The organism is Sphingomonas abietis, from assembly GCF_027625475.1.
GTDB classification, from domain to species: domain Bacteria; phylum Pseudomonadota; class Alphaproteobacteria; order Sphingomonadales; family Sphingomonadaceae; genus Solisphingomonas; species Solisphingomonas abietis.
The window spans coordinates 1,756,300-1,782,631 of record NZ_CP115174.1 but is presented as its reverse complement, the minus strand read 5'-3'; the positions used below and the strand labels follow the sequence as shown (position 1 = coordinate 1,782,631).

Annotated in this window: 25 protein-coding genes; 14 read left to right on the top strand and 11 right to left on the bottom strand. The window is 67.8% G+C overall.

What is annotated here, in order from left to right:
* Positions 1-118: 118 nt before the first annotated feature.
* Both PBT88_RS08685 and greB read left to right on the top strand, forming a co-directional pair.
* Complete coding sequence (locus PBT88_RS08685) at positions 119-2,152, top strand: lytic transglycosylase domain-containing protein (protein ID WP_270078792.1); 2,034 nt, start codon at positions 119-121, stop codon at positions 2,150-2,152.
* Positions 2,153-2,158: 6 nt separating this feature from the next.
* The gene (greB, locus tag PBT88_RS08680; RefSeq protein ID WP_270078791.1) at positions 2,159-2,638 is read left to right on the top strand and encodes a transcription elongation factor GreB; all 480 of its coding nucleotides are present in this window, start codon (positions 2,159-2,161) and stop codon (positions 2,636-2,638) included.
* Between the two features lie 159 nt (positions 2,639-2,797).
* Here the strand turns inward: greB and PBT88_RS08675 are convergent, their stop codons facing one another.
* Entirely contained in the window at positions 2,798-2,965 is a 168-nt protein-coding gene (locus tag PBT88_RS08675) for a hypothetical protein (RefSeq protein WP_270078790.1), read from the bottom strand.
* On the opposite strand from PBT88_RS08675, the gene PBT88_RS08670 reads away from it, so the two are divergent.
* On the top strand, positions 2,964-3,914 hold the full coding sequence (locus tag PBT88_RS08670; protein ID WP_326521584.1) for a glycosyltransferase family 87 protein: 951 nt from the start codon (positions 2,964-2,966) through the stop codon (positions 3,912-3,914). The two genes, PBT88_RS08675 and PBT88_RS08670, sit on opposite strands and share 2 nt — an antisense overlap.
* Positions 3,915-3,966: 52 nt before the next feature.
* On the opposite strand, the gene PBT88_RS08665 is transcribed toward PBT88_RS08670, so the two are convergent.
* Both PBT88_RS08665 and aspS read right to left on the bottom strand, forming a co-directional pair.
* A complete protein-coding gene (locus tag PBT88_RS08665; protein ID WP_270079212.1) occupies positions 3,967-4,752 on the bottom strand; it encodes a polyphosphate kinase 2 family protein in 786 nt (261 codons plus the stop codon).
* 106 nt (positions 4,753-4,858) lie between these two features.
* A complete protein-coding gene (gene aspS, locus PBT88_RS08660; protein ID WP_270078789.1) occupies positions 4,859-6,640 on the bottom strand; it encodes an aspartate--tRNA ligase in 1,782 nt (593 codons plus the stop codon).
* Positions 6,641-6,734: 94 nt separating this feature from the next.
* On the opposite strand from aspS, the gene rnd reads away from it, so the two are divergent.
* Both rnd and PBT88_RS08650 read left to right on the top strand, forming a co-directional pair.
* Positions 6,735-7,910 (top strand): ribonuclease D, encoded by a 1,176-nt coding sequence (gene rnd / locus PBT88_RS08655; protein WP_270078788.1) that lies wholly within the window; start codon positions 6,735-6,737, stop codon positions 7,908-7,910.
* Complete coding sequence (locus PBT88_RS08650) at positions 7,900-8,226, top strand: I78 family peptidase inhibitor (protein WP_270078787.1); 327 nt, start codon at positions 7,900-7,902, stop codon at positions 8,224-8,226. The genes rnd and PBT88_RS08650 overlap by 11 nt, the downstream gene beginning before the upstream one ends.
* 18 nt (positions 8,227-8,244) lie before the next feature.
* Here the strand turns inward: PBT88_RS08650 and PBT88_RS08645 are convergent, their stop codons facing one another.
* The 4 genes from PBT88_RS08645 to PBT88_RS08630 form a co-directional block, all read right to left on the bottom strand.
* Entirely contained in the window at positions 8,245-9,759 is a 1,515-nt protein-coding gene (locus PBT88_RS08645) for a Ppx/GppA family phosphatase (RefSeq protein WP_270078786.1), read from the bottom strand.
* A gap of 84 nt (positions 9,760-9,843) precedes the next feature.
* Positions 9,844-12,078 (bottom strand): RNA degradosome polyphosphate kinase, encoded by a 2,235-nt coding sequence (locus PBT88_RS08640; RefSeq protein ID WP_270078785.1) that lies wholly within the window; start codon positions 12,076-12,078, stop codon positions 9,844-9,846.
* 22 nt (positions 12,079-12,100) lie between these two features.
* A complete protein-coding gene (locus PBT88_RS08635) occupies positions 12,101-12,709 on the bottom strand; it encodes an HdaA/DnaA family protein (RefSeq protein WP_270078784.1) in 609 nt (202 codons plus the stop codon).
* On the bottom strand, positions 12,706-13,995 hold the full coding sequence (locus PBT88_RS08630; protein WP_270078783.1) for a heavy-metal-associated domain-containing protein: 1,290 nt from the start codon (positions 13,993-13,995) through the stop codon (positions 12,706-12,708). Before PBT88_RS08630 ends, PBT88_RS08635 begins: the two co-directional genes overlap by 4 nt.
* A 59-nt stretch (positions 13,996-14,054) precedes the next feature.
* Here PBT88_RS08630 and purM point away from each other — a divergent pair, with 59 nt between their 5' ends.
* Genes purM through PBT88_RS08615 form a run of 4 tightly spaced genes read left to right on the top strand, consistent with a single transcriptional unit; the run spans position 14,055 to position 16,757 of the window.
* Positions 14,055-15,149, top strand: a complete 1,095-nt coding sequence (purM, locus tag PBT88_RS08625; RefSeq protein ID WP_270078782.1) for a phosphoribosylformylglycinamidine cyclo-ligase — start codon at positions 14,055-14,057, stop codon at positions 15,147-15,149.
* Positions 15,142-15,711, top strand: coding sequence for a phosphoribosylglycinamide formyltransferase (purN, locus tag PBT88_RS21055; protein ID WP_326521576.1), 570 nt, complete (start codon positions 15,142-15,144; stop codon positions 15,709-15,711). Before purM ends, purN begins: the two co-directional genes overlap by 8 nt.
* Before the next feature lie 21 nt (positions 15,712-15,732).
* On the top strand, positions 15,733-16,098 hold the full coding sequence (locus tag PBT88_RS21050) for an MmcQ/YjbR family DNA-binding protein (protein ID WP_326521575.1): 366 nt from the start codon (positions 15,733-15,735) through the stop codon (positions 16,096-16,098).
* Complete coding sequence (locus tag PBT88_RS08615) at positions 16,095-16,757, top strand: hypothetical protein (protein ID WP_270078781.1); 663 nt, start codon at positions 16,095-16,097, stop codon at positions 16,755-16,757. Before PBT88_RS21050 ends, PBT88_RS08615 begins: the two co-directional genes overlap by 4 nt.
* Here the strand turns inward: PBT88_RS08615 and PBT88_RS08610 are convergent.
* Together PBT88_RS08610 and ndk are read right to left on the bottom strand one after the other, a co-directional pair.
* Positions 16,741-17,349: a TMEM175 family protein gene (locus PBT88_RS08610; RefSeq protein WP_270078780.1), complete on the bottom strand. Its 609-nt coding sequence runs from the start codon at positions 17,347-17,349 to the stop codon at positions 16,741-16,743. The genes PBT88_RS08615 and PBT88_RS08610 overlap by 17 nt on opposite strands.
* A gap of 77 nt (positions 17,350-17,426) precedes the next feature.
* Positions 17,427-17,849, bottom strand: coding sequence for a nucleoside-diphosphate kinase (ndk, locus tag PBT88_RS08605; RefSeq protein WP_270078779.1), 423 nt, complete (start codon positions 17,847-17,849; stop codon positions 17,427-17,429).
* A 166-nt stretch (positions 17,850-18,015) separates the two neighbouring features.
* On the opposite strand from ndk, the gene PBT88_RS08600 reads away from it, so the two are divergent.
* On the top strand, positions 18,016-18,339 hold the full coding sequence (locus PBT88_RS08600; protein ID WP_270078778.1) for a hypothetical protein: 324 nt from the start codon (positions 18,016-18,018) through the stop codon (positions 18,337-18,339).
* 94 nt (positions 18,340-18,433) lie between these two features.
* Here the strand turns inward: PBT88_RS08600 and PBT88_RS08595 are convergent, their stop codons facing one another.
* Together PBT88_RS08595 and PBT88_RS08590 are read right to left on the bottom strand one after the other, a co-directional pair.
* Positions 18,434-18,862, bottom strand: a complete 429-nt coding sequence (locus PBT88_RS08595) for a DNA polymerase III subunit chi (protein ID WP_270078777.1) — start codon at positions 18,860-18,862, stop codon at positions 18,434-18,436.
* Between the two features lie 21 nt (positions 18,863-18,883).
* Positions 18,884-20,335 carry a leucyl aminopeptidase gene (locus PBT88_RS08590; RefSeq protein WP_270078776.1) on the bottom strand — a complete coding sequence of 484 codons (1,452 nt, stop codon included), beginning with the start codon at positions 20,333-20,335 and terminating at the stop codon, positions 18,884-18,886.
* A gap of 261 nt (positions 20,336-20,596) precedes the next feature.
* Here PBT88_RS08590 and PBT88_RS08585 point away from each other — a divergent pair, with 261 nt between their 5' ends.
* From PBT88_RS08585 to rsmA, 4 genes are all read left to right on the top strand, one after another.
* Positions 20,597-22,921 carry an LPS-assembly protein LptD gene (locus tag PBT88_RS08585; RefSeq protein WP_407696557.1) on the top strand — a complete coding sequence of 775 codons (2,325 nt, stop codon included), beginning with the start codon at positions 20,597-20,599 and terminating at the stop codon, positions 22,919-22,921.
* Positions 22,922-23,112: 191 nt separating this feature from the next.
* Positions 23,113-24,468 carry a peptidylprolyl isomerase gene (locus PBT88_RS08580; protein ID WP_270079210.1) on the top strand — a complete coding sequence of 452 codons (1,356 nt, stop codon included), beginning with the start codon at positions 23,113-23,115 and terminating at the stop codon, positions 24,466-24,468.
* Positions 24,465-25,460, top strand: coding sequence for a 4-hydroxythreonine-4-phosphate dehydrogenase PdxA (pdxA, locus tag PBT88_RS08575; RefSeq protein WP_270078775.1), 996 nt, complete (start codon positions 24,465-24,467; stop codon positions 25,458-25,460). The genes PBT88_RS08580 and pdxA overlap by 4 nt, the downstream gene beginning before the upstream one ends.
* 41 nt (positions 25,461-25,501) lie before the next feature.
* A complete protein-coding gene (gene rsmA, locus PBT88_RS08570) occupies positions 25,502-26,320 on the top strand; it encodes a 16S rRNA (adenine(1518)-N(6)/adenine(1519)-N(6))-dimethyltransferase RsmA (protein ID WP_270079209.1) in 819 nt (272 codons plus the stop codon).
* Positions 26,321-26,332 lie beyond the last annotated feature (12 nt).

Sequence of the window (26,332 nt, the reverse complement as noted above, 5' to 3'; positions counted from 1 at the left end):
ACTCCTTCACGCGGACGCCGCACCGCGTCATAGTTCGACCCATGACAGCGAGGCGTCACATTCAGCGCCTGATAAGGAGCGGGTTGGCATGATGTCCAGCATGCTCCATCGACGGCTGATGATGATCGCTCCCTTCGCGCTTCTCGCCGCCGCCGCCGTCGGCGCCTCGCTCACCCCCCAGCAGGTGGCATGGTATCGCGCGCAACTCGGTGTTTCCGGCGCGATGCCGGCCTCCGCCACCGGTTATACCTATGCCCAGCCTTATGCGAGCAGCGCCGGATTGCAGACCGATCCGATCGCCGAGGCGCTCGTCCAGTGGCGCCGGCTGCGCCAGTCGAGCAACCTGCTCTTCCAGGATTATGCCAATTTTCTGATCGCCCACCCCGGCTGGCCCGGCGAATCGGCAATGCGCAAGATGGCCGAGCAGCAGATCCAGGCGGACGTCACCCCGCCGGACGCCGTGATCGCCTTCCTCACCCGCTTCCCGCCGCAGACCGGCGCCGCCCAGCTCCGCCTCGCCGAGGCGTTGTTCGCACGCGGCCGGGCCGCCGAAGCGCAGGCGGCGGCGCGGGCGGCTTGGGTGTCGGGCCAGCTCAATCTGGTCGACGAGGGCCGCCTGACCACCAGCTTCGGCGCCAGCCTGACCCAGGACGATCAGGACAAGCGCATGGAGGTGCTGCTGTGGGGCCGCAACACCGCCGCCGCGCAACGCCAGATCCTGCTGGTGAGCCCGGCGCGGCGCGCGCTCTACATGGCCCGCCTCGCCTATCAGCTGCGCTCGCCCGATGCGGCCGCCCAGGGCGCGGCACTCGGCGCGACGGCGAATGGCGATGCCGGCTATCTGGTCGATCGCTCGACCTGGTTGCGGATGACCGGCCAGGAAGGCGTCGCCCGCATGGAGATGGCGCAGCCGCACCGGCTCGACGCGCCGGCCTATGACGGCCGCCGCTTCATGGAACAGCAGCTGTCGTTCGCGCGCGGGGCCGCCAATGACGGCAATTGGGCGCAGGCCTATGCCATCGCCAGCCAGCTGACCGACATCTATCCGATCGGCGCCGACCTGCGCGCGCTGCCGTTCGCCCAGCGCGACGTCTACACCAGCCTGGCCTGGCTGGCGGGGACGGCCGCGATGCAGAAGCTCGGCCGCCCCGCCGATGCGATCGTGATGTTCCGTCTCTATGGCGATGCCGCGCAAAGCCCCTCGTCGCGCGCCAAGGGCTATTATTGGGCCGGCCGCGCGTCGCTCGCCGCCCATGACGAGGCCGGATCGCAATCCTATTTCGCCAACGCCGCCGCCTTCCCGGATCAGTTCTACGGTCAGCTGGCCTTGGAGCGGATCGGCCGCCCCACGCCCGCTCCGGCCACCGCCGACTATAGCCAGATCCCCGAGGCGGATCGCGCCGCCTTCGAGGCGCGCGAGGTGGTCCGCGCCGCGCGCATCCTCGGCCAGCTCGGCGACTGGAGCGACCAGAGCCAGTTCATGCGGACGATCGGTGCCTCGGCCCAGCTGTCCGACACCGATCACCTGCTCGTTGCCAATCTCGCCCGCGAACTCGGCCGGATGGATCTCGGGGTCATGGCGGAACGTGCCGCCAAGCCCGAATCCGCCAGCGACTATGTCCGTTCGGGCTTCCCGACGCTGCCGGTGCCGCAGGACATCGCCAACAGCTTCTCCTTCATCCACGGCATCATGCGGCAGGAGAGCCAGTTCGACCGGCAGGCGGTCTCCGGCGCCGGCGCGCGCGGCATGATGCAGCTGATGCCGACCACCGCGCGCGAGCAGGCGAGCCAGATGGGCCTGCCCTACGACTATATGCGGCTGACGAACGATCCCGGCTTCAACATGGAGCTCGGCACCGCCTATTTCGGGCGGATGATGGATGCGTTCGGCGGCAATTACGTCCTCGCCATCGCCGCCTACAATGCCGGCGCCGGCAATGTCCGCAAATGGATCGCGACCAACGGCGATCCGCGCTCGGGCGGGGTCGACCCGGTCGACTGGATCGAGGCGATCCCGTTCGGCGAGACGCGCGGCTATGTCCAGAACGTGCTCGCCAACGCGGTCGTCTACGATACCATCGCGCCGCTCCGCGCCGGGCAGAGCAACGCCAACCGCCTGTCTTATTATCTCAGCAAATCCACCCCCGGCTGAGCCGCGATGGACAGGCCCAACTACATCACCCCTTCGGGTTATGCCGCCATGCGCGCCGAATATCAGCGGCTGTTCGAGCAGGAGCGCCCGGCGCTGGTCGAGACGATCAGCTGGGCCGCCGGCAACGGCGACCGTTCGGAGAATGGTGACTATATCTACGGCCGCAAGCGGCTGCGCGAGATCGACCGGCGGCTCAATCACCTCTCCAAGAAAATGAAGGCGGCGATGGTCGTCGATCCGGCGAAGCAGGCCGATCGCGACAAGGCCTTCTTCGGCGCGACCGTCACCATCGCCGATGCGGACGATCAGGAACGCATCGTCACGCTGGTCGGCGAGGACGAGGCCGATGCCGGCGCCGGCCGGATCAGCTGGCAATCCCCCCTCGCCCGTGCGCTGCGTGGCGCCGCGATCGGCGATCTGCGCCGGGTGATGCTCCCCGGCGGCGAGAAGGAATATGAGGTGGTCCGGATCGACTATCCGGCCTGAGCCGGGCCGCGTGCCCCGTCACGCCGAACGGGGCAGGGTTAACGGTGTCTCAACCCTGTCGGGCTAGGCACGGCCCTCATGCGACTGAGGGGCCTCACCGAAACCTATCTCTGGATCATCGGCAATATGCTGGTGGTCTATATGTTCGCGACCGACATCTCACGGCTGCACGGCCTGCGGATCGCCGACAAGGAGCTGTGGGGCCGCGATTTCCTGAACCTGTGGGCCGGCGGGCGCATGGCGATCGAAGGCCGGCTCGACCAGCTCTACAATCTGGCTGGCTACCATGGCTTCGTGCAGGGCCATCTCGGCACGCTGAACCCGCATATCTATTCCTACCCGCCGACATCGCTGCTCCTCGATATCCCGTTCGGGTCGCTGCCCTATCTGCCGGCTTACACCCTGTGGACGATCGGCGGCCTCGCGCTGTTCGGCTGGGCCGCCCGTCCGGGATGCGGGCCTGCCCGCCTGGCTGGCGCTGCTGACGCCCGCCGCGACGATCAACCTGTGGGCGGGCCATTTCGGGCTGCTGATGGGCGCGCTGTGGTTGATCGCCTTCCGCCATTTCGATGCCCGGCCGCGCCGCGCCGGCATCGCGACGATGCTGATGGTGGTCAAGCCGCATATCGCGCTGCTGATCCCGCTGCTGCTGCTCCGGCGGCGGCGCTGGACGACGATCGCGGTGGCCGGCATCGGCGTGGCGGCGATCGTGGCGGCCAGCCTGCTCGCCTTCGGGCCGGCGGTGTGGTGGACCTACCTCCACGTCACCAGCGCATTGGAGGTCTCGGCCATGGCGCAGACCGGCCAGTTCTTCCAGACGATGATGCCGACGACGATCGTCGCGTTCCGCCAGCAGGCACTGACCGCGCCGATCGCCGGCATCGCCCAGGTCGTCACCGCGATCCTGGCCCTGGCCCTGCTGTGGCATGCCTCCGGTCGCGATGTTCCCTTGGCCGGGCTGTGCTTTCCCGCCGCGACCGCGACGTTCCTCATCCTGCCTTATGCCTTCGACTATGACATGACGGTGGCGACGCTCGGTCTGATGCTGACCCTCCACCGGCGTTGGGATCATCTCGCCGACTGGCAGCGTGCCGTCCTGGCGGCCGGCTTCGTCGTGCCGCAGCTCTGCATCGTGCTGGCGATGGCAGGAATACCGCTGGCCCCGATCATGCTGCTGGCGGCGCTGTTCGTGCAATTGCAGGCGGAGGGCCTGCTCGATCGGGGCGCCGCCCTGACCACCCGGCCCGCCCCCGCCGAGCCGCAGCCCCTCGCCTGAATCGGGGCGGACGCCCGACGGCGGCCGATCCGAACCGCTCCGCCGTGCCGGATCAGTCCGTCATGTCGACATCGAGGTCGGTCTTGGCGAGCTTGATCACATCGGGATCGGCGGCCGGCGGCTTCATCGGCACGGCCTTCTCCAGCACGTCAGCGATATGGTTCAGCGCGGTGATCCGCGCATATTTCTTGTGGTTGGCGTCGATCACCTTCCACGGCGCCCAGCGCGTGTCGGTCTTGTCGAACATCTCTTCCATCGCCGCCAGATAGGCGTCGCGCTTGTCGCGGTTGCGGAAATCGTCCGGGCCGAGCTTCCAGCGCTTCCACGGATGCTGCAGCCGCGCCTTGAAGCGCTTGTCCTGCTCCTCCTGCGTGGTGTGCAGGAAGATCTTGATCACCGGCGTGCCGCTGTCCTTCTGCTGCGCCTCGAACTCGTTGATCTCGTCATAGGCGCGGCGCCATTCCTTCTCGGAGGCATAGCCCTCGACCCGCTCGACCAGCACGCGGCCATACCAGCTGCGATCGAAGACGTTGATGTGGCCATCGGCCGGCAGCTTGGTCCAGAAGCGCCACAGGAAGTGGCGGGCGAGTTCCGGCGGGGTCGGCGCCTTGATCGGCCAGACCTCGAAATAGCGCGGATCCCAGCCGCTCGTCAGCCGCTGGATCGCGCCGCCCTTGCCCGACGCGTCCCAGCCCTCGAACATGATGATCGCGCGGCGCTTGTGGACGATATGCGCGACCTGGATCTGCTCCAGCCGCTTCTGCACGGCCGCGAGTTGGTCGGCATAGTCGCCGTCCAGTTTTTCTTCCGATTCATAGTCTGCCAAGCGGATCGCCATGCCCTTGGAGCTAGGCGACCGCTTGCCCGCTTGCGAGATGGGGTAGCGCGGGGTTCGTCCCACCACGGCACAGTCTCCTCGTTATTGATCCGAAGAGACCAACCTATCAGCCCTTCTGGGGTTCGACCACGCGGACATGCAGTTCGCGCAACTGCTTGATCATCGCCGGCGACGGTGCGCCCATCAGCAGATCCTCGGCCTTCTGGTTCATCGGGAACAATGTGATCTCGCGCAGATTCTGCGCGCCGCACAGCAGCATCACGATGCGATCAACGCCGGCCGCCATGCCGCCATGCGGCGGCGCGCCATACTGGAAGGCGCGATAGAGGCCGCCGAAGCGCTCCTCGACGTCGGCCTTCGACAGCCCGACCAGCTCGAACGCCTTGACCATCGTCTCCGGCGACTGGTTGCGGATCGAACCCGAGGCGATCTCGAAGCCGTTGCAGACCATGTCATACTGATAGGCCTTGAGCGACAGCGGGTCGCGCGTCTCCAGCGCCTCCATGCCGCCCTGCGGCATCGAGAAGGGGTTGTGCGCGAACTCGACCTTCTTCTCGTCCTCGTCCCACTCGTAGAAGGGGAAGTCGACGATCCAGCACAAAGCGAAGCGATCCTTGTCGATCAGGTCGAGCTGCTCGGCGGCGCGGGTGCGGGCGAGGCCGGCGAGCTTGGCCGCCACCGATTCCTTGCCGGCGGCGAAGAACACGCCGTCGTTCGGGCCGAGGCCGAGCGCGGCGATCAGCTTGGCGGTCGCCTCCTCGCCATGGTTCTTGGCGATCGGGCCGCCGGGGACGCCATCCTTGATGTTGATGTAGCCGAGCCCCGAATAGCCCTCGCCGCGCGCCCAGTTGTTCATCTCGTCGAAGAATTTGCGGCTGCCCGCGCCGGCGCCCGGCGCCGGGATCGCGCGGATCACGCTGCCGCCCTCGACCAGCGAGGCGAAGATGCCGAAGCCCGAGCCGTGGAAATGCTCGGTGACATCGGTGATCTCGATCGGATTGCGCAGATCGGGCTTGTCCGAGCCATATTTCAGCATCGCCTCGCTATAGGGGATGCGCGGGAAGCTGCCGGCCGGCGTCACCGGCTTGTCCTCGGCGAACGTCTCGAACACGCCGGCGATCACCGGCTCCATCGTGTTCCACACATCTTCCTGGGTGACGAAGCTCATCTCGAGATCGAGCTGGTAGAATTCGCCGGGTAGGCGATCGGCGCGCGGATCCTCGTCGCGGAAGCAGGGCGCGATCTGGAAATAGCGGTCGAAGCCGGCGACCATCAGCAGCTGCTTATATTGCTGCGGCGCCTGCGGCAGCGCGTAGAATTTGCCCGGATGGATGCGGCTCGGCACCAGGAAGTCGCGCGCGCCTTCCGGGCTGGACGCGGTGAGGATCGGCGTCGAATATTCGGTGAAGCCCTCGTCCTCCATCCGGCGGCGCATGTCGCGGATGATCTTGGTGCGGGTGACGATGTTGGCGTGCAGCGTCTCGCGGCGCAGATCGAGGAAGCGGTAGCGCAGCCGCACATCCTCGGGATATTCCTGCTCGCCGGCGACCGGCATCGGCAGTTCGGCGGCGGCCGACAGGATCGTGACGACCTTGGCCCGCACCTCGATCGCGCCGGTGGCGAGATTGGGGTTCACCGCTTCGGGCGCGCGCGCCTCGACCACGCCGTCGATGGTGACGACGCTCTCGGCGCGGACGCCCTCCAGCACCTTCAACGCATCGCTATCCGAATCCGCGACGATCTGGACGAGCCCATAATGGTCGCGCAGATCGACGAACAGGACGCCGCCATGATCGCGCTTGCGATGCACCCAGCCGGAGAGCCGGACGGTCTGCCCGACGTCGCCGGCGCTGAGTTGGGCACAGGTGTGGGTGCGATAGGCGTGCATCGGAGATACGGTCCGTCTGAATAATGGAGTGGCCGTGCGCTTCCGGCTCCAAGCCCTCTTTGTCAAGGCGCGGCGGTCTGTTTATGGATGGTGTATGGTTATTCATCCGCTTGTCACCGACAGTCAAACCCTCGCCGATCTCTGCCACCGCCTCGCCCAGAGCCCCTATGTCGCGGTGGACACGGAATTCATGCGTGAAAACAGCTACTGGCCCGAACTCTGCCTGATCCAGATCGCGGATTCGAACGAGGCGGCGGCGATCGATCCGAAGGCGCCGGGGCTCGATATGACCCCGCTGCTCGACCTGATGGTCGAGAATCGGGACGTGCTGAAGATCTTCCACGCCGGTGGCCAGGATCTGGAGATCGTCCACAACCTCACCGGCAAGACGCCCTATCCGCTGTTCGACACCCAGATCGCGGCGATGGCGCTCGGCATGGGCGAGCAGGTCGGCTATTCCAATCTGGTCGAGAGCTGGACCGGAGTGAAGCTCGACAAGGGCGCCCGCTTCACCGACTGGGCGCGTCGCCCGCTCGACAAGCGCCAGATCGACTATGCGATCGGCGACGTCACCTATCTCGTCCAGATCTTCCCCAAGCTGCTCGACAAGCTCAAGCGCACCGGGCGCGGCGACTGGCTCGACCAGGAGATGGAGCGTCTCGGCGATCCCTCCAGCTACGTCAACGAGCCCGATCAGGCGTGGAAGCGCGTCAAGGTGCCGAGCCGGCGGCCGGAGGTGCTCGGGCGGCTCAAGGCACTGGCGGCGTGGCGCGAGCGCGAGGCGCAGGGCAAGGATCTGCCGCGCGGCCGGATCATGAAGGACGAGACGCTGGCCGACATCACCAGCCACCCGCCGCGCGAGCAGAAGGATCTCGCCAAGGTGCGCGGCCTCTCGCAGAGCTGGGCGGGCAACGATATCGGCGCGCGGCTGATGGAGGCGCTGGAAGCCGCCACTCCGATGCCCGAGGACGAGATGCCGGCGCGCGAGGATCGCAAGCCCGGCCTCGGCAAGGATGGCGCACTGGTGGCGGACCTGCTCAAGCTGCTGCTCAAGATCCGCGCCAAGGAGACAGACGTGGCGCCGCGCCTGATCGCGCGGGCCGACGATCTCGAACTGCTGGCGGCCGGACGGCGCGAGGGCCTCTCGATCCTCAGCGGCTGGCGCTACGAGCAGTTCGGCCGCGATGCGCTCGATCTGGTCGAGGGCCGGATGGGGTTCGCGGTCAAGAACGGCAAGCTGCTGATGACGAGGATCGACGATGCGGAGTGAGGCCGGACTCGCTGCGTCGGCGGCAGCGGCGATGCTGCTGCTTGCCGGCTGCACCCCGGTCGAGATGCGCGGCGGCCATGGCGGCCACCATGGCGGCTATGTCGCCGGAGACGATGCCTGCCAGGCGCTTCCCGCCCAGCGCTATGTCGGTGCGGCGGGCGATCCGGGCGCCATCCAGGGCGCCAAGCGCGCGTCCGGCGCCCGCAGCGTCCGCGTCGTCCGGCCCGGCGAGATGGCGACGATGGATTTCCGCGCCGACCGGATGACGGTCACGGTCGACAAGCATGGCGTCATCGGCCGCATCGTCTGCGGCTGATCCCCGCCCGGCGCACGATCAGCCTTCGAGCATCTGCGCCTTGAGGCCGAGGCTGGCCGCCAGATTCTTGTGCCGCCGCTCGACCGCCTCGCCATAGAGCGCCCCGTCACCGGCGCCGAGCCGCATCGTCACCAGGCCGTCGCCGACCGTGATCGCGCTGCTCTTGAGCGGGGCCGCGACCCCGCCGGACAGGCGCTGGCCGAGCCGCATCGCGAGCCCCCAGCGTAGCGCCTTGGCACGATCCTCCGCCGAGGCGAGCTGCGACAATATCTCCGGCTCCCCGTCCGCACCGAAGCTGGTGTAGAGCGCCTGCGCCATCATCGCGCGGCCGCGTGCGTCGATGCCGACCCAATTGCCGTGCAGCGCCGTCTCCAGGCCGCGCTCGCCGCGAAACTCGGGATGCGCGCGCCAACCCACGTCGGCGAGCAGGCAGGAAGCATGGCGCAGCCGGTTGTCGGCCGGGCTCTCGTCGGCGAACAGCGGCGCCATCCAGCGATCGAGCAAGTCGCCATGCTCGGGAAACCGGCCCAGCCGCCGGCCTTCCTCGCGCGTCGCGCAGATCAGCGGATCGAGATCGCGCACCTCGCTGGCGAGGTTGCGATGGAGCACGCCTTCGCGCAGGCCATAGGCCGAGGTGATGAAGCCGGTGGCGCCCAGTTCGCGGCCGACCAGCGCCAGCAAGGCGGCCGCATCGGGCAGCGAGGCGGCGCGCGACGACGACAATGAGGGCACCTCCTTGAGCCGCGCCTTGTCGAGATGGGCCAGCCCGCGCACCACCCGCTGCGCCGTCTCGACCGGCATCGCATAGCCATGGACGATGGGCAGCGGATAATCCGCCATGAACATCACCAGCCGGGCCAGCGCCCGCCACGATCCGCCGACCAGATAGAAAGGCAGGCCTTCGCACTTGCCCCGCCAGCCGGCGTCGCCGAACATATGCTCGACCTGCTGGCGGAGCGCCCGCGGGCCGCGCTTGCGGATCTCGGCGACCCGCAGCACGCCGAGCGGGAACGACGCCCGTTCATGCACCTTGCCGCCATAGACCCGCGCCAGCTCCAGGCTGCCGCCGCCGAGATCGCCGACGATGCCGTCCGCATCCGGAAAGGCGGCGAGCACGCCCTCGCCCGCCATCTCGGCCTCTTCCATCCCCGACAGCACGGTGACGTCGAGGCCCATGTCGGCCGCGCGCGCAAGAAAGCCGGCGCCGTTCGAGGCATCGCGCACCGCCGCCGTCGCCACGGTGTGGAGCGTCGCCACCCCGATCTTCTCGGCGACGAGCTGGAAGCGATCGAGCGCTACGAAGGCGCGCTCCACCGCCGCCGGATCGAGCGCGCCGGTGGCGGCCAGGCCCTTGCCGAGCCCGGCCATCACCTTCTCGTTGAACAGGATCGAGGGGATGCGGTGCGGCCCGTCATAGATGACCAGCCGAATCGAGTTGGAGCCGATATCGATGATACCGACTCGCCCGCCGGCCTTGTCAGCGGCGGCGGCGTCTTGCGCAGGCGCCGCGCGGAAGAGAAAACCGGGCTTCATAGCATTTGTGACGTAGCCGTAATCCTGCCGCGCGCAAAGGCCGCGCGACGGCCGGATGAACGGTTGGCCGCGACAAAGCGTCGCTCAGGCGCCGCCCCGGCGCAGCTTGAGCCGGGGCACGCCCTCCGATTTCTTCAACGCCGCGCCACGCCCGGAAAGCGACGGGTTGGTCATGAAATAGCGATGGAGATTGAACGGCTTGCCACCCGCATCGGAAACACGATCGTAACTTCCATCGGGCTTCAGAAGCCAGCTCTGCTCGGTGTCGATCAGATTGGCGACCATCACCTGCCCGAGGATCTGCTCATGAACCGTGGGGTTCTCGATCGGCAGCATATATTCGACGCGACGATCGAGATTGCGCGGCATCCAGTCAGCCGAGGAGATGAACACCTTGGCCTTCGGATTGGGCATCTGTTCGCCGTCGCCGAAGCAGAAGATGCGGCTATGCTCCAGAAAGCGCCCGACCACCGACTTGACGCGGATATTCTCGGAAAGGCCCGGCACGCCCGGGCGCAGGCAGCAGATGCCGCGCACGATCAGATCGATCTGCACGCCCGCCGCGCTCGCCCGGTAGAGCTTCTCGATGATCGCGGGATCGACCAGCGAGTTCATCTTGGCCCAGATCGTCCCCGGCCGCCCGGCGCGGACATGATCGATCTCGGCGTCGATCATTGCCGCCAGCTTCTCGCGCAGCCCGTGCGGCGAGATCGTCACCAGTTCCAGATCGTGCGGCTCGACATAGCCGGTGATGTAGTTGAACACCTGCCCGGCATCGCGCGCGACGCGAGGATCGGCGGTGAAGAAGCTGATATCCGTATAGATTTTCGCCGTCACCGGATGATAGTTGCCGGTCCCGAAATGGCAGTAGGTGCGGAACGAGCCATTTTCGCGGCGCACCACCATGCTGATCTTGGCGTGGGTCTTCCAGTTGGTGAAGCCATAGACCACCTGCACGCCGGCGCGCTCCAGCTGGCTCGCCCACATGATGTTCTGCTCTTCGTCGAAGCGCGCCTTCAGCTCGACCACGGCGGTGACCGACTTGCCCGCCTCGGCCGCATCGATCAGCGCGCGGATGATCGCGGACTGCTTGCCGGCGCGGTAGAGCGTCTGCTTGATCGCCACCACATCGGGATCCTGCGCCGCCTGCTTGAGGAAGGCGATCACCACCTCGAAGGATTCATAGGGGTGATGGACGACGATGTCCTTGTCGCGGATCGCGGCGAAGCAATCGCCGTCATGCTCGCGAATCCGCTCGGGAAAGCGCGGCGTATAGGGGGGCCATTTGAGATCGGGGCGGTTCTCGTCGGTCAGCTGGTCGAGATCGGCGACGCCGAGGAAGCCGGTCGCCTCGGACACGATCGCGCCCTGCCCGGCCGCCTCGCAGACATGCTTCTCCAGCACCTCAGGCATTCCGCCCTCCATGCGCAGCCGGATCACCCGCCCGCGCCGGCGACGCTTGATCGCGGTGTTATAGTAGCGGACGAGATCCTCGGCCTCTTCCTCAATCTCGATATCGCTGTCGCGGATCACCCGGAAGGCGCCGTCGCCGAGCAGTTCGTAGCCGGGGAACAGCAGGGCGGTGAAGCGTCGGATCAGATTCTCGATCGAGACGTAGCGCGCAATGTCACCGGGCAGGCGCACGAATCGCGGCAGCGTCGTCGGGATCATCAGCAGTTCGCGGATCGGCTCCCCGTCCGAGATGCGCTTCAGATCGAAGATCAGGCTGAAGCCCTTGTTGGGGATGAACGGAAACGGGTGGGCGGGGTCGAGCGCCTGCGGGGTCAGCACCGGCAGCACCTGCTCGCGGAAATAGACCTCCAGCCAGCGCGACGACTCGGCGTCGATCTTGTCGTTGGACAGGACGTGGAAATCCTGCGCGGCCAGTTCATGGCGGATCGTCCGCCACACCACCTGCTGGCGCCGCATCAGCCCGTCCGCGCTCTCGCCGATCGCGCCGAGCTGCTGGGCGGGGGTGAGCCCGTCGGCCGAGAGATGCTCCACCGCATTCAGCTGCTGGCCGCGCAGGCCGGCGACGCGGACCATGAAGAATTCGTCGAGATTGGCGCCCGAGATCGACAGGAAACGCAGCCGCTCGAGCAGCGGATGCGCGGTGTTGCACGCCTCGTCGAGCACGCGCTCGTTGAAGGCGAGCCACGAAAGCTCGCGGTTGAAATAGCGTTCGCGCGGCGCCACCGGATCGATCACGGGCTGATCGTGATGGCTGCGGATATCCGCCACCGCCTGCGCGATCGTTTCGGTCGTGGCCGGCGCCAGGGCCGGATTGTCGGAGTGGGGCTGTTCGCTATGCTCGGTCATCTCGGGGAGACTAGCGCAGCTTTCATGAAGCGTCGATGACCCCGGCCTGTTCCAACGCCTCGCGTGCCAGCGGCACCGTCAGGCGATGCTGGCGCGACAGCGAGGCCCTATCGAGCGCGTCGATCGCCGCGATGATCCCGACATAGCTGCGCTCGATTCGCGCCGAGAGCCACGTCACCAGCGGCGGCGGCACCGCCAGGCCGCGCCGCGCGAGCCCGCGTTCGAGCAGCGCGCGCAACAGCATGTCGTCCGGCGGCAGGATCGCGACCCGCGGCGTGGCGACGAGGCGCGAGGCGAGATCGGGCAGGGTCACCTGCCAGGCCGGCGGCGCGGCATCGGCGACGATCAGCAGCGGCCGATGCGAGGCCATCGCGCCGTTCCAGGCGTGGAACAGCGCCTCCTCGTCGGCCGCCCAGGCATTGTCGAACAGGCGCCCGCCGGTCTTGCGCGCGAACAGCCGCCCGATCAGGCTACGGCCGGACTTGCGCGGCCCGGTGAGGATCGTCACCGGCACCGGCCACAGCGCCCAATGTTCGAGATGGCGGGCGACGGCGGCGTTGGCGTCGGACAGGATGAATTGGTCGTCGCGCTCGTCCTCCGGCCAGTCCAGCGGGAGCGCGATCTGGCTCACGGCTTGGGCTGTCCCGGCGGCGGTGCGGGCGATGGCGCGGGCGCCGGCCCGGCCCGCCGCATGACCAGCGAAGCCCCCTCGCCCTCCAGCCGCCAGCCGCGCGCCTGCAACCCGAGCTTCAGCGGGCCGAGCGCGCCGTCATAGCTCAGCGACAGCAAGGAGGTGCCGCCGAGCGCGAGGCTCTGCACCGAGGCCGATTGCACGCCCGGCACCGCACGCAAGGCCGATTGGGCCTGATCGAGCGCGGCGACGTCGGCGGTCTCCACCTGGATGGTCGCGCTGCTCTGGCTGCCCTGGTCGATGCCCGAGATCACCGATGCGAGCGGATCGTCGGTCGTGGTGGGCAGGAGATCGTCGGCCGGCGCGTCCGGCTCCTCGATCGTCAGCGACGGATCGGGGTGGAGATCGCCGCCGTTCAGCGCCTGGACGTAGAGTTCGTCGATCCGCTTCACACCCTGATCGAGCATCTTGTCGAGCCCGTCCGGACTGGTCGCGACCAGCCCGAAGCTGCCCAATATCTGCCCGTCCGGCCCGTGCCGTGCGACGAACCGCGCCGCGATCGGCCCGCCGGGATAGCGGCGCTCCAGATAGACTTCGGGCACGACGATATCGGACGCGCCATATTGATCGAGCAGCGAGCGCCACCACAGCCGGCCGGGGCGACGCGCCTGGCCGAGATTGAGCAGCAACGGGTCCGGCCCGTTGCCGACCGGGCGGACATAATCGATCGGGCTCGATCCGGTGCGGAAGCGTGCCCACGCCTTCTGCCAGCTGGTCCGCGCCTCGAAGGTCTGCGGGCCGGCGCCGCCATATTGGATCGGGATCACCAGCATCGGGGCCGAATGCGGCGTCGAGGTGCCGGAGCCGATCATCTCGCCGGTGCGCGCCCGATCGAACAGCAGGCCGAGCGTCGCGATATAACGATGCGGGCCGACCTGCTCGCTCTCGACCTCGATCCCCGCGATGATCGAATCGAGCGTCGAATCGGGCAGGCCCGGCGCGGCATCGGGGCCGAGCCCGTGCATCCGCCCCCACAGAATCTTCCAGCCCTTGCGCTGGGCGATCCGCCACGCGGCGGTGCGGGCCTCGTCCGCCGTCTTGCCGGCGACATCGACCTGCACGCCGGTCACTTCATAGTTGGACGAGCTGTCGATCGGCGGAACCCCGCGGTCGCCGGGGGCGAGCTGGGCCACCGCATACCAGCCGCCGCCCGCGGCGAGCAGGCTCGCCAGGGCAATCAGGGGCCAGCGCGGGCGGACGGGGATCGGCAGGGTAAAAGCGGTCACGGCGCCCTTCTGGCGGGTTGGGCATGGAAATCCAAGAGCGATGTCGCTACGGCGCGGCCATGAGCGAAAACGAGAGCTACACCTACGCCCAGGCAGGCGTGTCCATCGCAGCCGGCAATGCGCTGGTGAAAGCCATCGGCCCCCTGGCCAAATCGACGCGCCGGCCGGGCGCCGATGCCGAGCTGGGCGGCTTTGGCGGCTTCTTCGATCCCAAGGCCGCGGGCTTCAAGGATCCGCTGCTGGTGGCCGCCAATGACGGCGTCGGCACCAAGCTGAAGCTCGCGATCGACAGCGGGCGCCATGACGGCGTCGGCATCGATCTCGTCGCGATGTGCGCCAACGACCTGATCGTGCAGGGCGCCGAGCCGCTCTTCTTCCTCGACTATTTCGCGACCGGCAAGCTGGAGGGCGATGTCGCCACCCGCGTCGTCGCCAGCATCGCGGAGGGCTGCATCCAGGCCGGCTGCGCGCTGATCGGCGGCGAGACCGCCGAGATGCCGGGCATGTATGCCGATGGCGACTATGATCTCGCCGGCTTCTGCGTCGGTGCGGTCGAGCGCGGCGAGCAGCTGACCGGCGACAAGGTGGCCGACGGCGACATCATCCTCGGCCTCGCCTCCACCGGCGTCCATTCCAACGGCTATTCGCTGGTCCGCCGCCTCGCGGCCGACAAGGGCTGGAAGCTCGATCGGCCCGCGCCCTTCGACATCGAGACGCTGCTGATCGACGCGCTGATGGCGCCGACCCGCATCTATGTGAAGAGCCTGCTGCCGGTGATCCGCGCCGGCCACATCCATGCGCTCGCCCACATCACCGGCGGCGGCCTGCTCGAGAATATCCCGCGGGTGCTGCCGCAGGGCCTCCACGCCCATATCGACGCCGACGCCTGGCCGCAGAGCCCGCTGATGGGCTTCCTCCAGGCGCAGGGCCGGATCGAGCCCGAGGAGATGGCGCGCACCTTCAACTGCGGCATCGGCATGGCCGTGGTAGTCAACGTGGTCGACGTCGATTACGTCACCACCGAGTTGGAGCGCGCCGGCGAGACCGTCCACCGGATCGGCCGCATCGCCCAGGGCGAGAAGGGCTGCACCGTCTCCGGCGGGGATGAGACCTGGGCCAAGCGCGAGGCATGGTCCGCCACCCACCATGGCTAGGACGCGCGTCGCCGTCCTGCTGTCGGGGCGCGGCACCAACCTCCAGTCGCTGATCGATGCCCACCAGGACGATTATGAGATCGTCCTGGTGGCATCCAACATCGTGGATGCGCCGGGGCTGGGCATCGCGAAGGCGGCCGGCATCGCGACCTTCGCGCAGAGCCACAAGGCCCTCGACCGCGCCGCCTTCGATACGCTGATCGACGGGCAGCTGCGCGCCCACGGCGTCGAGGCGATCGCGCTGGCCGGCTATATGCGGATCCTCTCGGATGGCTTCGTCGCCGGCTGGGCCGGGCGGATGGTCAACATCCACCCTTCGCTGCTACCGCTCTACAAGGGGCTCGACACCCATGCCCGCGCGATCGAAGCGGGCGACGCGCAGGCGGGCTGCTCGATCCATATCGTCACCGCCGGGCTCGACGACGGCCCGGTCATTGCGCGCGCATCCGTTCCGATCATGCCGTGGGACACGCCGGACACGCTTGCGGCGCGCGTGCTGATCGAGGAACATCGCCTCTATCCGCGCGCTCTGGCGCAATGGGTGAGGACGCTGGGAGCGTAAGAGCGTGGCGAGGACGAGACAGTGACGGGCGACCTCGATCGCATCCGCGCGATCTGCATGACCCATCCCCGCGCCGCCGAGAAAATCTCCCACGGCATCCCGGTCTTCTTCATCGAGAAGGGCCGGACCTTCGCCTGGTATAGCGAGAATCACCATGGCAGCGGCATCACCGCCGTGCTGGTGAAGACCAGCGGCGCCGACGAGCAGGCCTTCCTCGTCGAGATGGACCCGGATATCTTCTATCGTCCGCCCTATCTCGCGCCCTCCGGCTGGATCGGGATGCGGCTCGACACCGACGCCACCGACTGGGACCAGGTCGAGGCGCGGATCGCGCAGAGCTGGGATCATGCCGCCACACCACGCCTCAGGGAGCAGTTCGGACGATGACCGTGGGAAAACCGGGAAACGAGGAAACGCCGAGCGAACGCGCGCGCCGCAAGTCGCGGATCCGCTGGATCACGCTGGGCGAGGCGGTGGCGGTGTCGGCGGTGATCATCTCCGGCCTCGGCCTGTGGGTGAGCTACGAGGATCGCCGCGACGCGCGCGCCGACAAGATCGCCGAGGACGCCCGCACCCAGGTGCATGGTCCCTTCTACCTCCGTGCCGAAGCCAATGGCGACGGCTCGGCGCTGACCCTGTCGCCGGTGCGCGCCGATGACGTGATCCAGGGCCAGACGATCCGCTTCCCGCCGGCCTTCAAGCTGTCGCCCGTCACCACCACCAGCGATGCGCGGATCGAGGCCGGCTGGTTCGGCGACGCGCTTAAGTCCGATCGCAAGAAGCGCGAGCTGCCCGACGAGACGCAGGGCGACGAGCGCGTGCCGGTGATGATCGAGACCGACTATCTCGCCGACGGCAAGACGCTGAGCGCGCGCGCTTATTACGATATCGGCTATGCGCTGGAGGGGCATTTCCTGCGCGGATCGACGGTCAAGCTGCGCGGCCTGTCGCTGATCGGCACGGCCGTGACCCAGGATACGCCGGCGGACCAGCGGCTGGCCGGGCTCTGGGGTGTCCGCGCCGGCAAGGTCAGGACGAAGAAATAGCCGGGCGCGTCAGCAGCCGGCCGAACAGCGGGATGGTGACGAACGAGACGGTCGCCAGCGCCGGCACGATCAGCGCGACAATAAGCGCGAGCGCCGACGCCATCGGCACCGCCCAGCTGCGCCGCAGGATGGCCCGCATCTCGGCCGCGCTGGCGTCCGGCGCCGCATTTTCGGGGCGGAGCAGCCGCCGCAGCAGCCGCATCTGCAACAGGCCGGCAGCGGCGAGCGACAGCGCGTAGAAGATGTTGGGCACCGCCTCGTCGACATTCTCGCTCATGAAGCCGGTGGCGAAGGGCAGGAAGGCGATCACCAGCAGCAGGTGCAGGTTGGGCCAGACGAACGACGGATCGTGGCGCCCGACCAGCCCGAAGGCGCGATGATGATTGGCCCAGAAGGCGCCGATCACCAGGAAGCTGACGATGAAGCCCGAAAATTGGGGGATGCGCTCGGCCAACGCCGCCAGGGCCTGGTGCGCCGCATCGGGTCCGTGCGCGACGTGCGGCACGCCGATCTCGATCACCAGCAGCGTGATCGCGATGGCGAACACCGCGTCGGAGAAGAATACCAGTCGCTCCAGCAGCTTCGCATGCATGAAAAAGCCCCCGCCCCCTAAGAGGGACGGAGGCTATTCTCATCGGCGGCCGCGATAAAGCGGCCATGTGCGGCCGATCAGCCGACGATTTCTTCAGGCTTGAAGAAATAGGCGATCTCGATCGCGGCATTCTCCAGGCTGTCCGAACCATGGACGGTGTTCGCCTCGATCGACTCGGCCAGTTCCTTGCGGATCGTGCCCGGCTCGGCGTTCGCCGGGTTGGTGGCGCCCATCACTTCGCGGTTCTTCGCCATGGCGTTCTCGCCCTCGAGCACCTGCACGATGACCGGGCCGGAGATCATGAACGAGACCAGCTCGCCGAAGAAGGGACGCTCCTTGTGGACGGCGTAGAAGCCCTCGGCCTGCTCCTGGGTCATCTGGATGCGCTTGGAGGCGACGACGCGCAGGCCGGCCTCCTCCAGCATCTTGGTGACGGCGCCGGTGATGTTGCGGCGGGTGGCATCAGGCTTGATGATCGAAAAGGTGCGTTCGGTCGTCATGGCCGAGCGGGCTCCATTTTTAGGGGTGGGAAAAGTTGGCGCCCCTCTAGGCGCGGGCGCCGCGCTAGGCAAGGCCCCGCCTCCGTCCCCTTGCCATCGTCCGCCGTGATCCCGCCACAATGCTGGGCGACCAAGGCGCGTCATCGCTCCGTCTTGGGGTTGCCCTATGCCCAGTGTCGCGCTGCTTCTGCTCCAGGCCGCCGCAACCATCGCCCCGGCACCGCCTCCCGAACCGGACGACCGGCTGCTGCATCCCGCACCACCGCCGCCGCATTGTGCGACATCGACCAACGAGATCGTGGTCTGCGCGAAGGACCAGAACAGCTACCGCCTCCAGCAGAGCGGGCCGCAGTTCGACAGCTCGGGGGCGCTGCCCAAGGCGGAATGGAAGATATTCGGCGACGTGAAAGCCGGCGTCGGCACCAGCCAGCGTAATGTCGGCGGCTATCCCTCGAACGCGGTGATGGCCAAGATCAAGATTCCGTTCTGAAGCGTCGGATCGCTGCCAATCCCCGTCACGGATCGACATGGGACGGACATAGCGCGGTGCTCCTGCTTTCGCAGGAGCACGGACGGAGCGTGGTTTATGCCATCTGCCCCCAGCGGCCGCCCTCGTCCTGCTTCCAATAGCGCGATTCGACGCCGTCCCGGCCCCTGAGGCCCCGCCATGCGGCACGCGCCGCCTCGATCGAGCCATCGTCGAAGAAATGAAAGGCGCGATCGAAGCCGCAGGCCTCGTCCCGCCAGACCCCATCGACCAGCGCGACATGTCGTGCCGTATTGGCCGGATCGCAGGATTCGGCGATCAGCACCGGCTGGTCCGCTCCATCGCGACCGTGCGGCAGAAAGCCGTCGATCGATCCGGCCCACAGCCCCTCGTCGATCGCGCGGGCCTGGTCGTCGTCGCCCGTCACCACCAGCAGCCGGCCACCGCCCGCCAGCACGCGCGCCGCGATGCTGGCGAGGACGGTGACGAGCGGATCGCGGCCGAGCTGGTAGAAATCGACCTGCATCGGCCGCGCGTCCCCGCCCGATCAGGCTTCGAGGTGATCGGCGACGAAGCGATCGAGCAAACGCACGCCGAAACCGGTCGCGCCCTTGTCATAGGTGGTGCCGGCCTTGGCTGACCACACCATGCCGGCGATATCGAGATGCGCCCACTTCACGCCGTCTTCCACGAAGCGCTTGATGAACTGCGCCGCGGTGATCGATCCGCCGCCGCGCGGGCCGACATTCTTCATGTCGGCGATCGGCGAGTCGATCAGCTTGTCGTAGGCATCGCCCAGCGGGAAGCGCCACATCTTGTCGCCCGAGACGTCGGCCGCCTCAAGCAGCTGGCCGGCGAGGCCGTCGTCATTGGCGAACAGGCCGCCATATTCGGTGCCGAGCGCGACGATCATCGCGCCCGTCAGGGTCGCCAGATCGACGATCGTCTTCACGCCATGGGTGCGCTGCACCCAGGTGATCGCGTCGCACAGCACCAGCCGGCCCTCGGCGTCGGTGTTGATCACCTCGATCGTCTGGCCGGACATCGACATCACGACGTCACCGGGGCGCTGGGCGTTGCCGTCGGGCATGTTCTCGACCAGGCCGCAGACGCCGATGACATGCGCCTTCGCCTTGCGGCCGGCGAGCGCCATCATCGCGCCTGCCACGGCACCGGCGCCACCCATGTCCCACTTCATGTCTTCCATGCCGGCGGCCGGCTTGATCGAGATGCCGCCGGTATCGAAGGTCACGCCCTTGCCGACGAAGGCAACCGGATCGGCGTCCGATCCCTTCCAGCGCAGCACCAGCAGCCGGGCCGGCTTGCGCGAGCCCTGCGCCACGCCGAGCAGCGAGCCCATGCCGAGCCTGGCCATCTCGGCCTCGTCGAGCACGGTGATTTCGACGCCGAGATCCTTGAGCTTCTGGCAGCGTTCCACGAAGCTTTCGGGATAGATGATGTTGGCCGGTTCGGTGACCAGCTCCTTGGTGAAGGCGACGCCGTCGGCAATCGCCTTGCTCTTCGCCCACGCCGCCTCGGCACCTTCGCCGGCGCCGACGATCACGATCTCCTCGAGCACCGGCTTCTGGCTGGCCTTGAGCTTGGTGCGGTAGAGATCATAACGCCAGTTGCGCAGCGCCGCGCCGAGCGCCAGCGCGGCGACGCGATCCGCCGAAGTCTGGTGGCCGCTGAAATCGATGACGAGTGTCTTTTCGGACAGCTGGGCCTTGGCGATCAGCGCGCCGCCGGCCTTTTCATAGGCCTTGTCCGAATCGCCGTCGCCCAGCCCCACGAGCAGGATCCGGCCGTCGCCCACGAACAGGTCCGCGATCGCACCGGCATCGCCCTCGAACCGGGCGGCCGTGGCGGCGCGGGCGGCGAAATCGGCGTCCGTGCCGGACAATGGCGCGAGTCGGCCCGCCTCGGGCTTGCCGCCGGTCAGCGGAATGACGAGGGCATGGAGGCCTTCGGGACGGCGATCTGCGAAACGGACATGCATTGCGGTTCAGGTCTCCAAATATGGCGCTGCGAGCGCCCTCCCCGATCATATGGCAATCCGCAGGCTCCCGCGCCACCCCTGGGGCCGGTCGCGGCTGCCATATGGGCAATTGCGGCGACGGGAGATTGCGGAGCGGGCGCCGCGATGCGATAGGCGCGAGTCCGGGAGACCCGATCGGGCACCTTTGGGGGACGCGTGAATTTCATTAAGCCGCACCGTGTGTTGAACCGGCGACTGCGCCAGGAGGGGCTCGCCACGGCGATGCCGCTGGTGCTGGCGCTTGTGGCAGGCCCGGCGCTCGGCCAATCCACCACCACCCAGAATCTCGCGCCGGCCGTGGACCCTGCTTATGGCGCGAGCGACAATGGCCGCCCCGCGCTGATCAGCCCGGCCGCGGCGCCAGCCTTCAACGTCGCCAATGTCGACAAGCCGCTGGCCGACAATGAGGCGGCCTTCACCGCCGACCAGATCGACTATGACACGCAGGCCCATATCGTCACCGCGACCGGCGACGTGCGGATGATCCGCCAGGGCAACCGCCTGCGTGCCGACAAGGTGGTGTGGCGCCGCGACAGCGACGAGGTCCATGCCTCCGGCAATGTCGCCATCCAGAATCCGCAGGGCGACATCACCTATTCGCAGGACGCCGACCTCACCGATTCGATGAAGAACGGCGTCGCCGACGACATGCTGCTCGTGCTCGAGAATGGCGGCCGCATGGCGGCGACCAAGGGCGCGCGCAAGGATGGCGTCTACACGCTCAACCACGCCGCCTATACGCCGTGCGACGTCACCACCAACAGCGGCTGCCCCAAGGATCCGATCTGGAAGATCACCGCCGCGCGGGTGGTCTACGATCCCAGCAGGCACCGTGTATCCTATCGCGACACCCGGCTGACCTTCCTGGGTCTGCCGATCATGTGGCTGCCCGCCTTCTCGCATCCGGACGGATCGGGCGCCGGCGGCAATTCCGGCCTGCTGGTGCCGGATCTCAGCTACAACAGCCGCAACGGGCTGATGGTGGCGACGCCATATTACATCCAGTTCGCGCCCAACCACGATCTCACCGTCACGCCCTACGCCTTCACCGCGGTCGCGCCGATGATGGAGGCGGAATATCGCTCGCTCAGCTCCAAGGGCGCGTGGCGGGTGCAGGCCTATCTCACCGACAGCAGCCGCTCGACCACCAGCACCAATGGCGGATCGAAGCAGGCCCGCGGCTATTTCGAGGCCAACGGCACCTGGCAGCTGAGCCCGACCTGGGCCCTGACCGGATCGATCCGGGCGGTGTCCGACAAGACCTTCCTCCAGCGCTACGACCTCAATTACGACGACACGCTGCGCTCGGTGGTGAAGGGGGAGCGGATCGACGACAACAGCTATCTGTCGATCTCGGCCTGGGCGTTCCAGACGCTGGTGCCCAAGCAGGCCGGCTCCAATCTCGCCCAGGCCGATCAGGGCCAGCAGCCGATCGCCCTTCCCGCGATCGATTATCGCCGGCGGATTACCGATCCCTGGCTCGACGGCACACTCACGCTGCAGGGCAACACGCTCAGCCTGATCCGGCCGCAGGGGCAGGATACGCAGCGCGCCTTCGCCAGCGCCCAATGGGAGAAATGGCTGCTGACCGGGATGGGCCAGCAGATCACCTTCACCGCTTATGGTCGCGGCGACGTCTATCACAGCGATCGGAACGACCTCACCCAGACGGTGGTCTATCAGGGCCAGCCCGGCTGGCAGACGCGGGCGATCGGCGCGCTGGCCGCCGACATCCGCTGGCCGTTCGTCGGCGACGTCTGGGGCGGCACCCAGCGCATCACCCCGCGCGTCCAGATCGTCGGATCCCCCGCGACCAAGAATCTCGCCATCCCGAACGAGGATTCGCGCGCGATCGATCTGGAGGATTCGAACCTCTTCGCGCTCAATCGCTTCCCGGGTTACGATCGCTGGGAAGATGGCGCGCGCGTCACCTATGGGCTGGAATATGCGCTGGACCTGCCGCGCTTCGCCTTCCGGTCGGTGATCGGCCAGAGCTATCGGCTGAGCAACCAGTCGGATATCCTGCCGGTCGGCACCGGCCTGTCGAGCCGGACGTCGGATATCGTCGGCCGGGCGACGATACGCTATGGCAGCTTCGTCAGCGTTACCGAGCGCTTCCGCCTCGACAAGAACAACCTGGCGATCCGCCGCAACGAGATCGACGCGACGCTGGGCTCGTCCAACACCTATCTCGAAGTCGGCTATCTCAACCTCAACCGCCATATCGATCCGACGCTGGAGGATCTGGGCGACCATGAGGAGGTCCGCCTCGGCGCGCGGCTCGCGATCGGCAAGCGCTGGTCGCTGTTCGGATCGACCACGCTCGATCTGACCAACAACAGCCAGAGCCTGCTCAACAACGCGCAGACGGTCGGCGATGCGATCGAGGACGGCATCGATCCGGTGAAATCGCGCGTCGGCATGGCCTATTCCGACGACTGCTTCGAGGCGAGCTTCCAATGGCGGCGGGACTATACCGCGTTCGGCGATGCCGCCCATGGCGATACCTTCCAGTTCCGCATCGCGTTCAAGAACCTCGGCCGCTGAGGCCGAGTCGCCGGTGATCGCACCGTCACGTGCATCGATCACGACCATTGCGGAGACCGAACACTCCCCCTAAAGCTAGGGTTCATCGAGGACATGCGATGCCCATCGACGCCGATCATGCTTCCGTGGGGGAGCCGGCACCGGGCCAACGCGACGGCGGAACTGAGGACAGCGTGATTTCCAGCATGAGGATGTTCAAGCCGCGTATCGCGGCGCTTTGCCTTGCCACCGCCGTGGCCGTGATCGGCACCGGCCACGCCTTCGCGCAGAGCGACGGCGGCAATGGCGGAGACGGCGGCGATATCAATACCTCGCTCAACCTGCCGAACGACGTCACCGTCTTCGGCAAGTTCGATCCGACGCTCCGCAAGGCGACGGCGATCGTCAACGGCTTCATCATCACCGATACCGATGTCGATCAGCGCCTCAACCTGGTGCTCGCCGCCAACGGCCAGACGGTCACCGGCGACGAGAAGGACCGCCTCCGCCTCCAGGTGCTGCGCAACCTCATCGACGAGACGCTGGAGATCCAGGAGGCGAAGTCCAACGACGTCACCGTCCCCTCGGCGGACGTCGACCAGACCTTCACCCGCGTCGCCGGCCAGTTCAAATATACGCCGGATCAGTTCGGCGCCTTCCTCAAGTCCAAGGCGTCGTCGCCGACCTCGATCAAGCGCCAGATCGAAGGCGAGCTGGCATGGCAGCGCCTGCTCGATCGCAAGGTGCAGCCGTTCATCAATGTCGGCGACGACGAGGTGAAGCAGGTGATCGCCCGCCTCAATGCCTCGAAGGGCGCCAAGGAATATCATGTCGGCGAGATCTTCATCTCTTCGACCCCGGCGACCGACGCGCAGTCGCATGAAAATGCCGAGAAGGTCTTCGATCAGCTCAAGAAGGGCGGCAGCTTCGTCGCTTATGCCCGCCAATATTCGGAAGCCTCGACGGCGGCCGTCGGCGGCGATCTCGGCTGGGTCCGCTCCGAGCAGCTGCCCGACGCCATCGCCCAGATCCTGCCGGAGATGCAGAATGGCAGCGTCAGCCCGCCGATCCAGGTGCCGGGCGGCTATTCGCTGATCGCGCTGCAGGATCAGCGCCAGGTGCTGACCGCCGATCCGCGCGACGCGCTGCTCAGCCTCAAGCAGATGACCATCACCTTCCCCGCCGGCACCACCCAGGCGACCGCCGGCCCGCGCGTCGCGGCGCTCGCCGATGCCACCCAGAAGATGGCCGGCTGCGGCGCGGTGAAGGATGTCGCCGCCAAGTTCGACGCCAATGTCGTCGAGAATGACAACATCAAGATCCGCGATCTGCCGCCGGCCCTGCAAAGCCAGATGGCGGCGCTGTCGATCGGCCAGTCGACCACCCCGTTCGGCTCGGTGGCCGAGGGCGTGCGCGTGCTGGTGCTGTGCGGCCGGGACGATCCCCAGGCCGCCAACGCGCCGTCGTTCGACGCCATCTACAACCAGATGGAGCAGGAGCGCGTCGATCTGCGCGCCCGCCGCTATCTGCGCGATCTGCGCCGCGATGCGGTGATCGAATACCGATGACCGGATTACCGATCGCCGTGTCGATCGGCGATCCGGCCGGGATCGGCCCGGAGGTGCTGGCCAAGGCTTGGGTGAAGCGGCGCGAGCAGAAGCTCCCGCCCTTCTTCGCGATCGGCGATGTCCGCTCGATCTCGACTGTGTGGAAGGGGCCGCTGCGCAAGATCGGCGAGCCGTCCGAGGCCATTGGCTGCTTCGATGAGGCGCTTCCCATCATGGAGGTGGAGGACGCCGGCGAGATCGTCCCGGGCAAGCCCAACATGCCCGGCGCGCGCTGCGCCATCGCCAGCCTCGAGATCGCGGTCGGGATCGTCCGCGAAAACGCCGCCAGCGCGATCGTCACCGGCCCGGTCTCCAAGGCCGAACTCTATGCGATCGGCTTCAGCCATTCGGGGCAGACCGAGTTCGTCGCGGAACGCTGCGGCGTATCGCCCGGCAATGTCGCGATGATGCTCGCGGGGCCGACGCTCAAGACCGTGTGCATCACCACCCATGTCCCGCTGGCGAGCGTCTCCGCCCTGCTGACGGTCGAGCTGGTCGTGGCGCGGGCGCGGGTGACGGCGCGGGGCCTGCAACGGGATTTCGGCATCGAGGCGCCGCGTATCGCCATGGCGGGCTTCAATCCCCATGCCGGCGAGGGCGGCGCGCTCGGCCGCGAGGAGATCGAGATCCTGCTGCCCGCGATCGAGCAGCTGCGCGACGAGGGCATCGATATCGTCGGGCCGCTAGCCGCCGACACGATGTTCCACCCCCGCGCCCGCGCCCACTACGACGTGGCGCTCTGCACCTATCATGATCAGGCGCTGATCCCGCTCAAGACGCTGCATTTCGACGACGGCGTCAACATGACGCTCGGCCTGCCGATCGTGCGGACGGCGCCGGATCACGGCACCGCCTTCGAGATCGCCGGCCAGGGCCTCGCCGAGCCCGGCGCGACCATTGCCGCGATCCGGATGGCGGGGGAAGCGGCGGGGCGCCGCGCCGCCGCGCTGTGACGGAACCGACCTCCGCGCCGACCGGCGGCCCGCCGTCGGGGATGGCCGCGCTGCCGCCGCTGCGCGAGGTGATCGCCCGGCATGGGCTCTCCGCGTCCAAGGCGCTCGGCCAGAACTTCCTGCTCGATCCGCAATTGCTCGACCGGATCGCCCGCGTGGCCGGCAATCTCGACGGCCGGCGCGTCTATGAGGTCGGCCCCGGCCCCGGCGGCCTGACCCGCGCCCTGCTTCGCGCCGGCGCCGAAGTGACCGCGGTGGAGCGCGATCGCCGTTGCCTGCCGGCGCTGGCCGAGCTGACCGAGGCGTCGGGCGGTCGCCTGCGCGTCATCGAAGGCGACGCGCTGGACGTGGACGAGCGCGCCGAGGCCGGCGACGGCGCCCATATCGTCGCCAACCTGCCCTATAATGTCGGCACCGTGCTGCTGGTCCGCTGGCTGGAAAGCCAGGATTGGGCGCCATGGTGGGCGTCGCTCAACCTGATGTTTCAGAAGGAAGTGGCCGAACGGATCGTGGCGAGGGAGGGCAGCGACGCCTATGGCCGCCTCTCGATCCTCGCCCAATGGCGTTCGACCGCGACGATCGCGCTCAACGTCCATCGCTCGGCGTTCGTGCCGCCGCCCAAGGTGATGTCGGCGGTCGTCCACATCGTGCCCAAGGCGATGCCGGAGGGCGTCGATCCGGCGCGGCTCTCGGCACTGACTGCCGCCGCCTTCGGCCAGCGCCGCAAGATGCTGCGGCAGAGCCTGAAGGGGGTGGCGAACGCGCTCGACGCGCTCGCCACGCTCGGCATCAGCACCGAGCGACGGCCGGAAACGCTGTCGGTGGACGAGTTCGTGGCGTTGGCCCGCGCGCTCTCCTGAGCCGCGGAGCCC

Bases quoted from the DNA above. Each gene is read 5' to 3' on its own strand.
- rnd (WP_270078788.1), top strand. From the start codon at position 6,735: ATGGTTATTCATCCGCTTGTCACCGACAGTCAAACCCTCGCCGATCTC.
- PBT88_RS08685 (WP_270078792.1), top strand. From the start codon at position 119: ATGATGATCGCTCCCTTCGCGCTTCTCGCCGCCGCCGCCGTCGGCGCC.
- PBT88_RS08590 (WP_270078776.1), bottom strand. From the start codon at position 20,335: ATGCATGTCCGTTTCGCAGATCGCCGTCCCGAAGGCCTCCATGCCCTC.
- PBT88_RS08580 (WP_270079210.1), top strand. From the start codon at position 23,113: ATGTTCAAGCCGCGTATCGCGGCGCTTTGCCTTGCCACCGCCGTGGCC.
- PBT88_RS08600 (WP_270078778.1), top strand. From the start codon at position 18,016: ATGCCCAGTGTCGCGCTGCTTCTGCTCCAGGCCGCCGCAACCATCGCC.
- PBT88_RS08640 (WP_270078785.1), bottom strand. From the start codon at position 12,078: ATGACCGAGCATAGCGAACAGCCCCACTCCGACAATCCGGCCCTGGCG.
- rsmA (WP_270079209.1), top strand. From the start codon at position 25,502: ATGGCCGCGCTGCCGCCGCTGCGCGAGGTGATCGCCCGGCATGGGCTC.
- pdxA (WP_270078775.1), top strand. From the start codon at position 24,465: ATGACCGGATTACCGATCGCCGTGTCGATCGGCGATCCGGCCGGGATC.
- aspS (WP_270078789.1), bottom strand. From the start codon at position 6,640: ATGCACGCCTATCGCACCCACACCTGTGCCCAACTCAGCGCCGGCGAC.
- PBT88_RS08675 (WP_270078790.1), bottom strand. From the start codon at position 2,965: ATGCGGGTTCAGCGTGCCGAGATGGCCCTGCACGAAGCCATGGTAGCC.
- PBT88_RS08665 (WP_270079212.1), bottom strand. From the start codon at position 4,752: ATGGCGATCCGCTTGGCAGACTATGAATCGGAAGAAAAACTGGACGGC.
- purM (WP_270078782.1), top strand. From the start codon at position 14,055: ATGAGCGAAAACGAGAGCTACACCTACGCCCAGGCAGGCGTGTCCATC.
- purN (WP_326521576.1), top strand. From the start codon at position 15,142: ATGGCTAGGACGCGCGTCGCCGTCCTGCTGTCGGGGCGCGGCACCAAC.
- PBT88_RS08615 (WP_270078781.1), top strand. From the start codon at position 16,095: ATGACCGTGGGAAAACCGGGAAACGAGGAAACGCCGAGCGAACGCGCG.
- PBT88_RS08650 (WP_270078787.1), top strand. From the start codon at position 7,900: ATGCGGAGTGAGGCCGGACTCGCTGCGTCGGCGGCAGCGGCGATGCTG.
- ndk (WP_270078779.1), bottom strand. From the start codon at position 17,849: ATGACGACCGAACGCACCTTTTCGATCATCAAGCCTGATGCCACCCGC.
- PBT88_RS08585 (WP_407696557.1), top strand. From the start codon at position 20,597: ATGCCGCTGGTGCTGGCGCTTGTGGCAGGCCCGGCGCTCGGCCAATCC.
- PBT88_RS08595 (WP_270078777.1), bottom strand. From the start codon at position 18,862: ATGCAGGTCGATTTCTACCAGCTCGGCCGCGATCCGCTCGTCACCGTC.
- greB (WP_270078791.1), top strand. From the start codon at position 2,159: ATGGACAGGCCCAACTACATCACCCCTTCGGGTTATGCCGCCATGCGC.
- PBT88_RS08610 (WP_270078780.1), bottom strand. From the start codon at position 17,349: ATGCATGCGAAGCTGCTGGAGCGACTGGTATTCTTCTCCGACGCGGTG.
- PBT88_RS08645 (WP_270078786.1), bottom strand. From the start codon at position 9,759: ATGAAGCCCGGTTTTCTCTTCCGCGCGGCGCCTGCGCAAGACGCCGCC.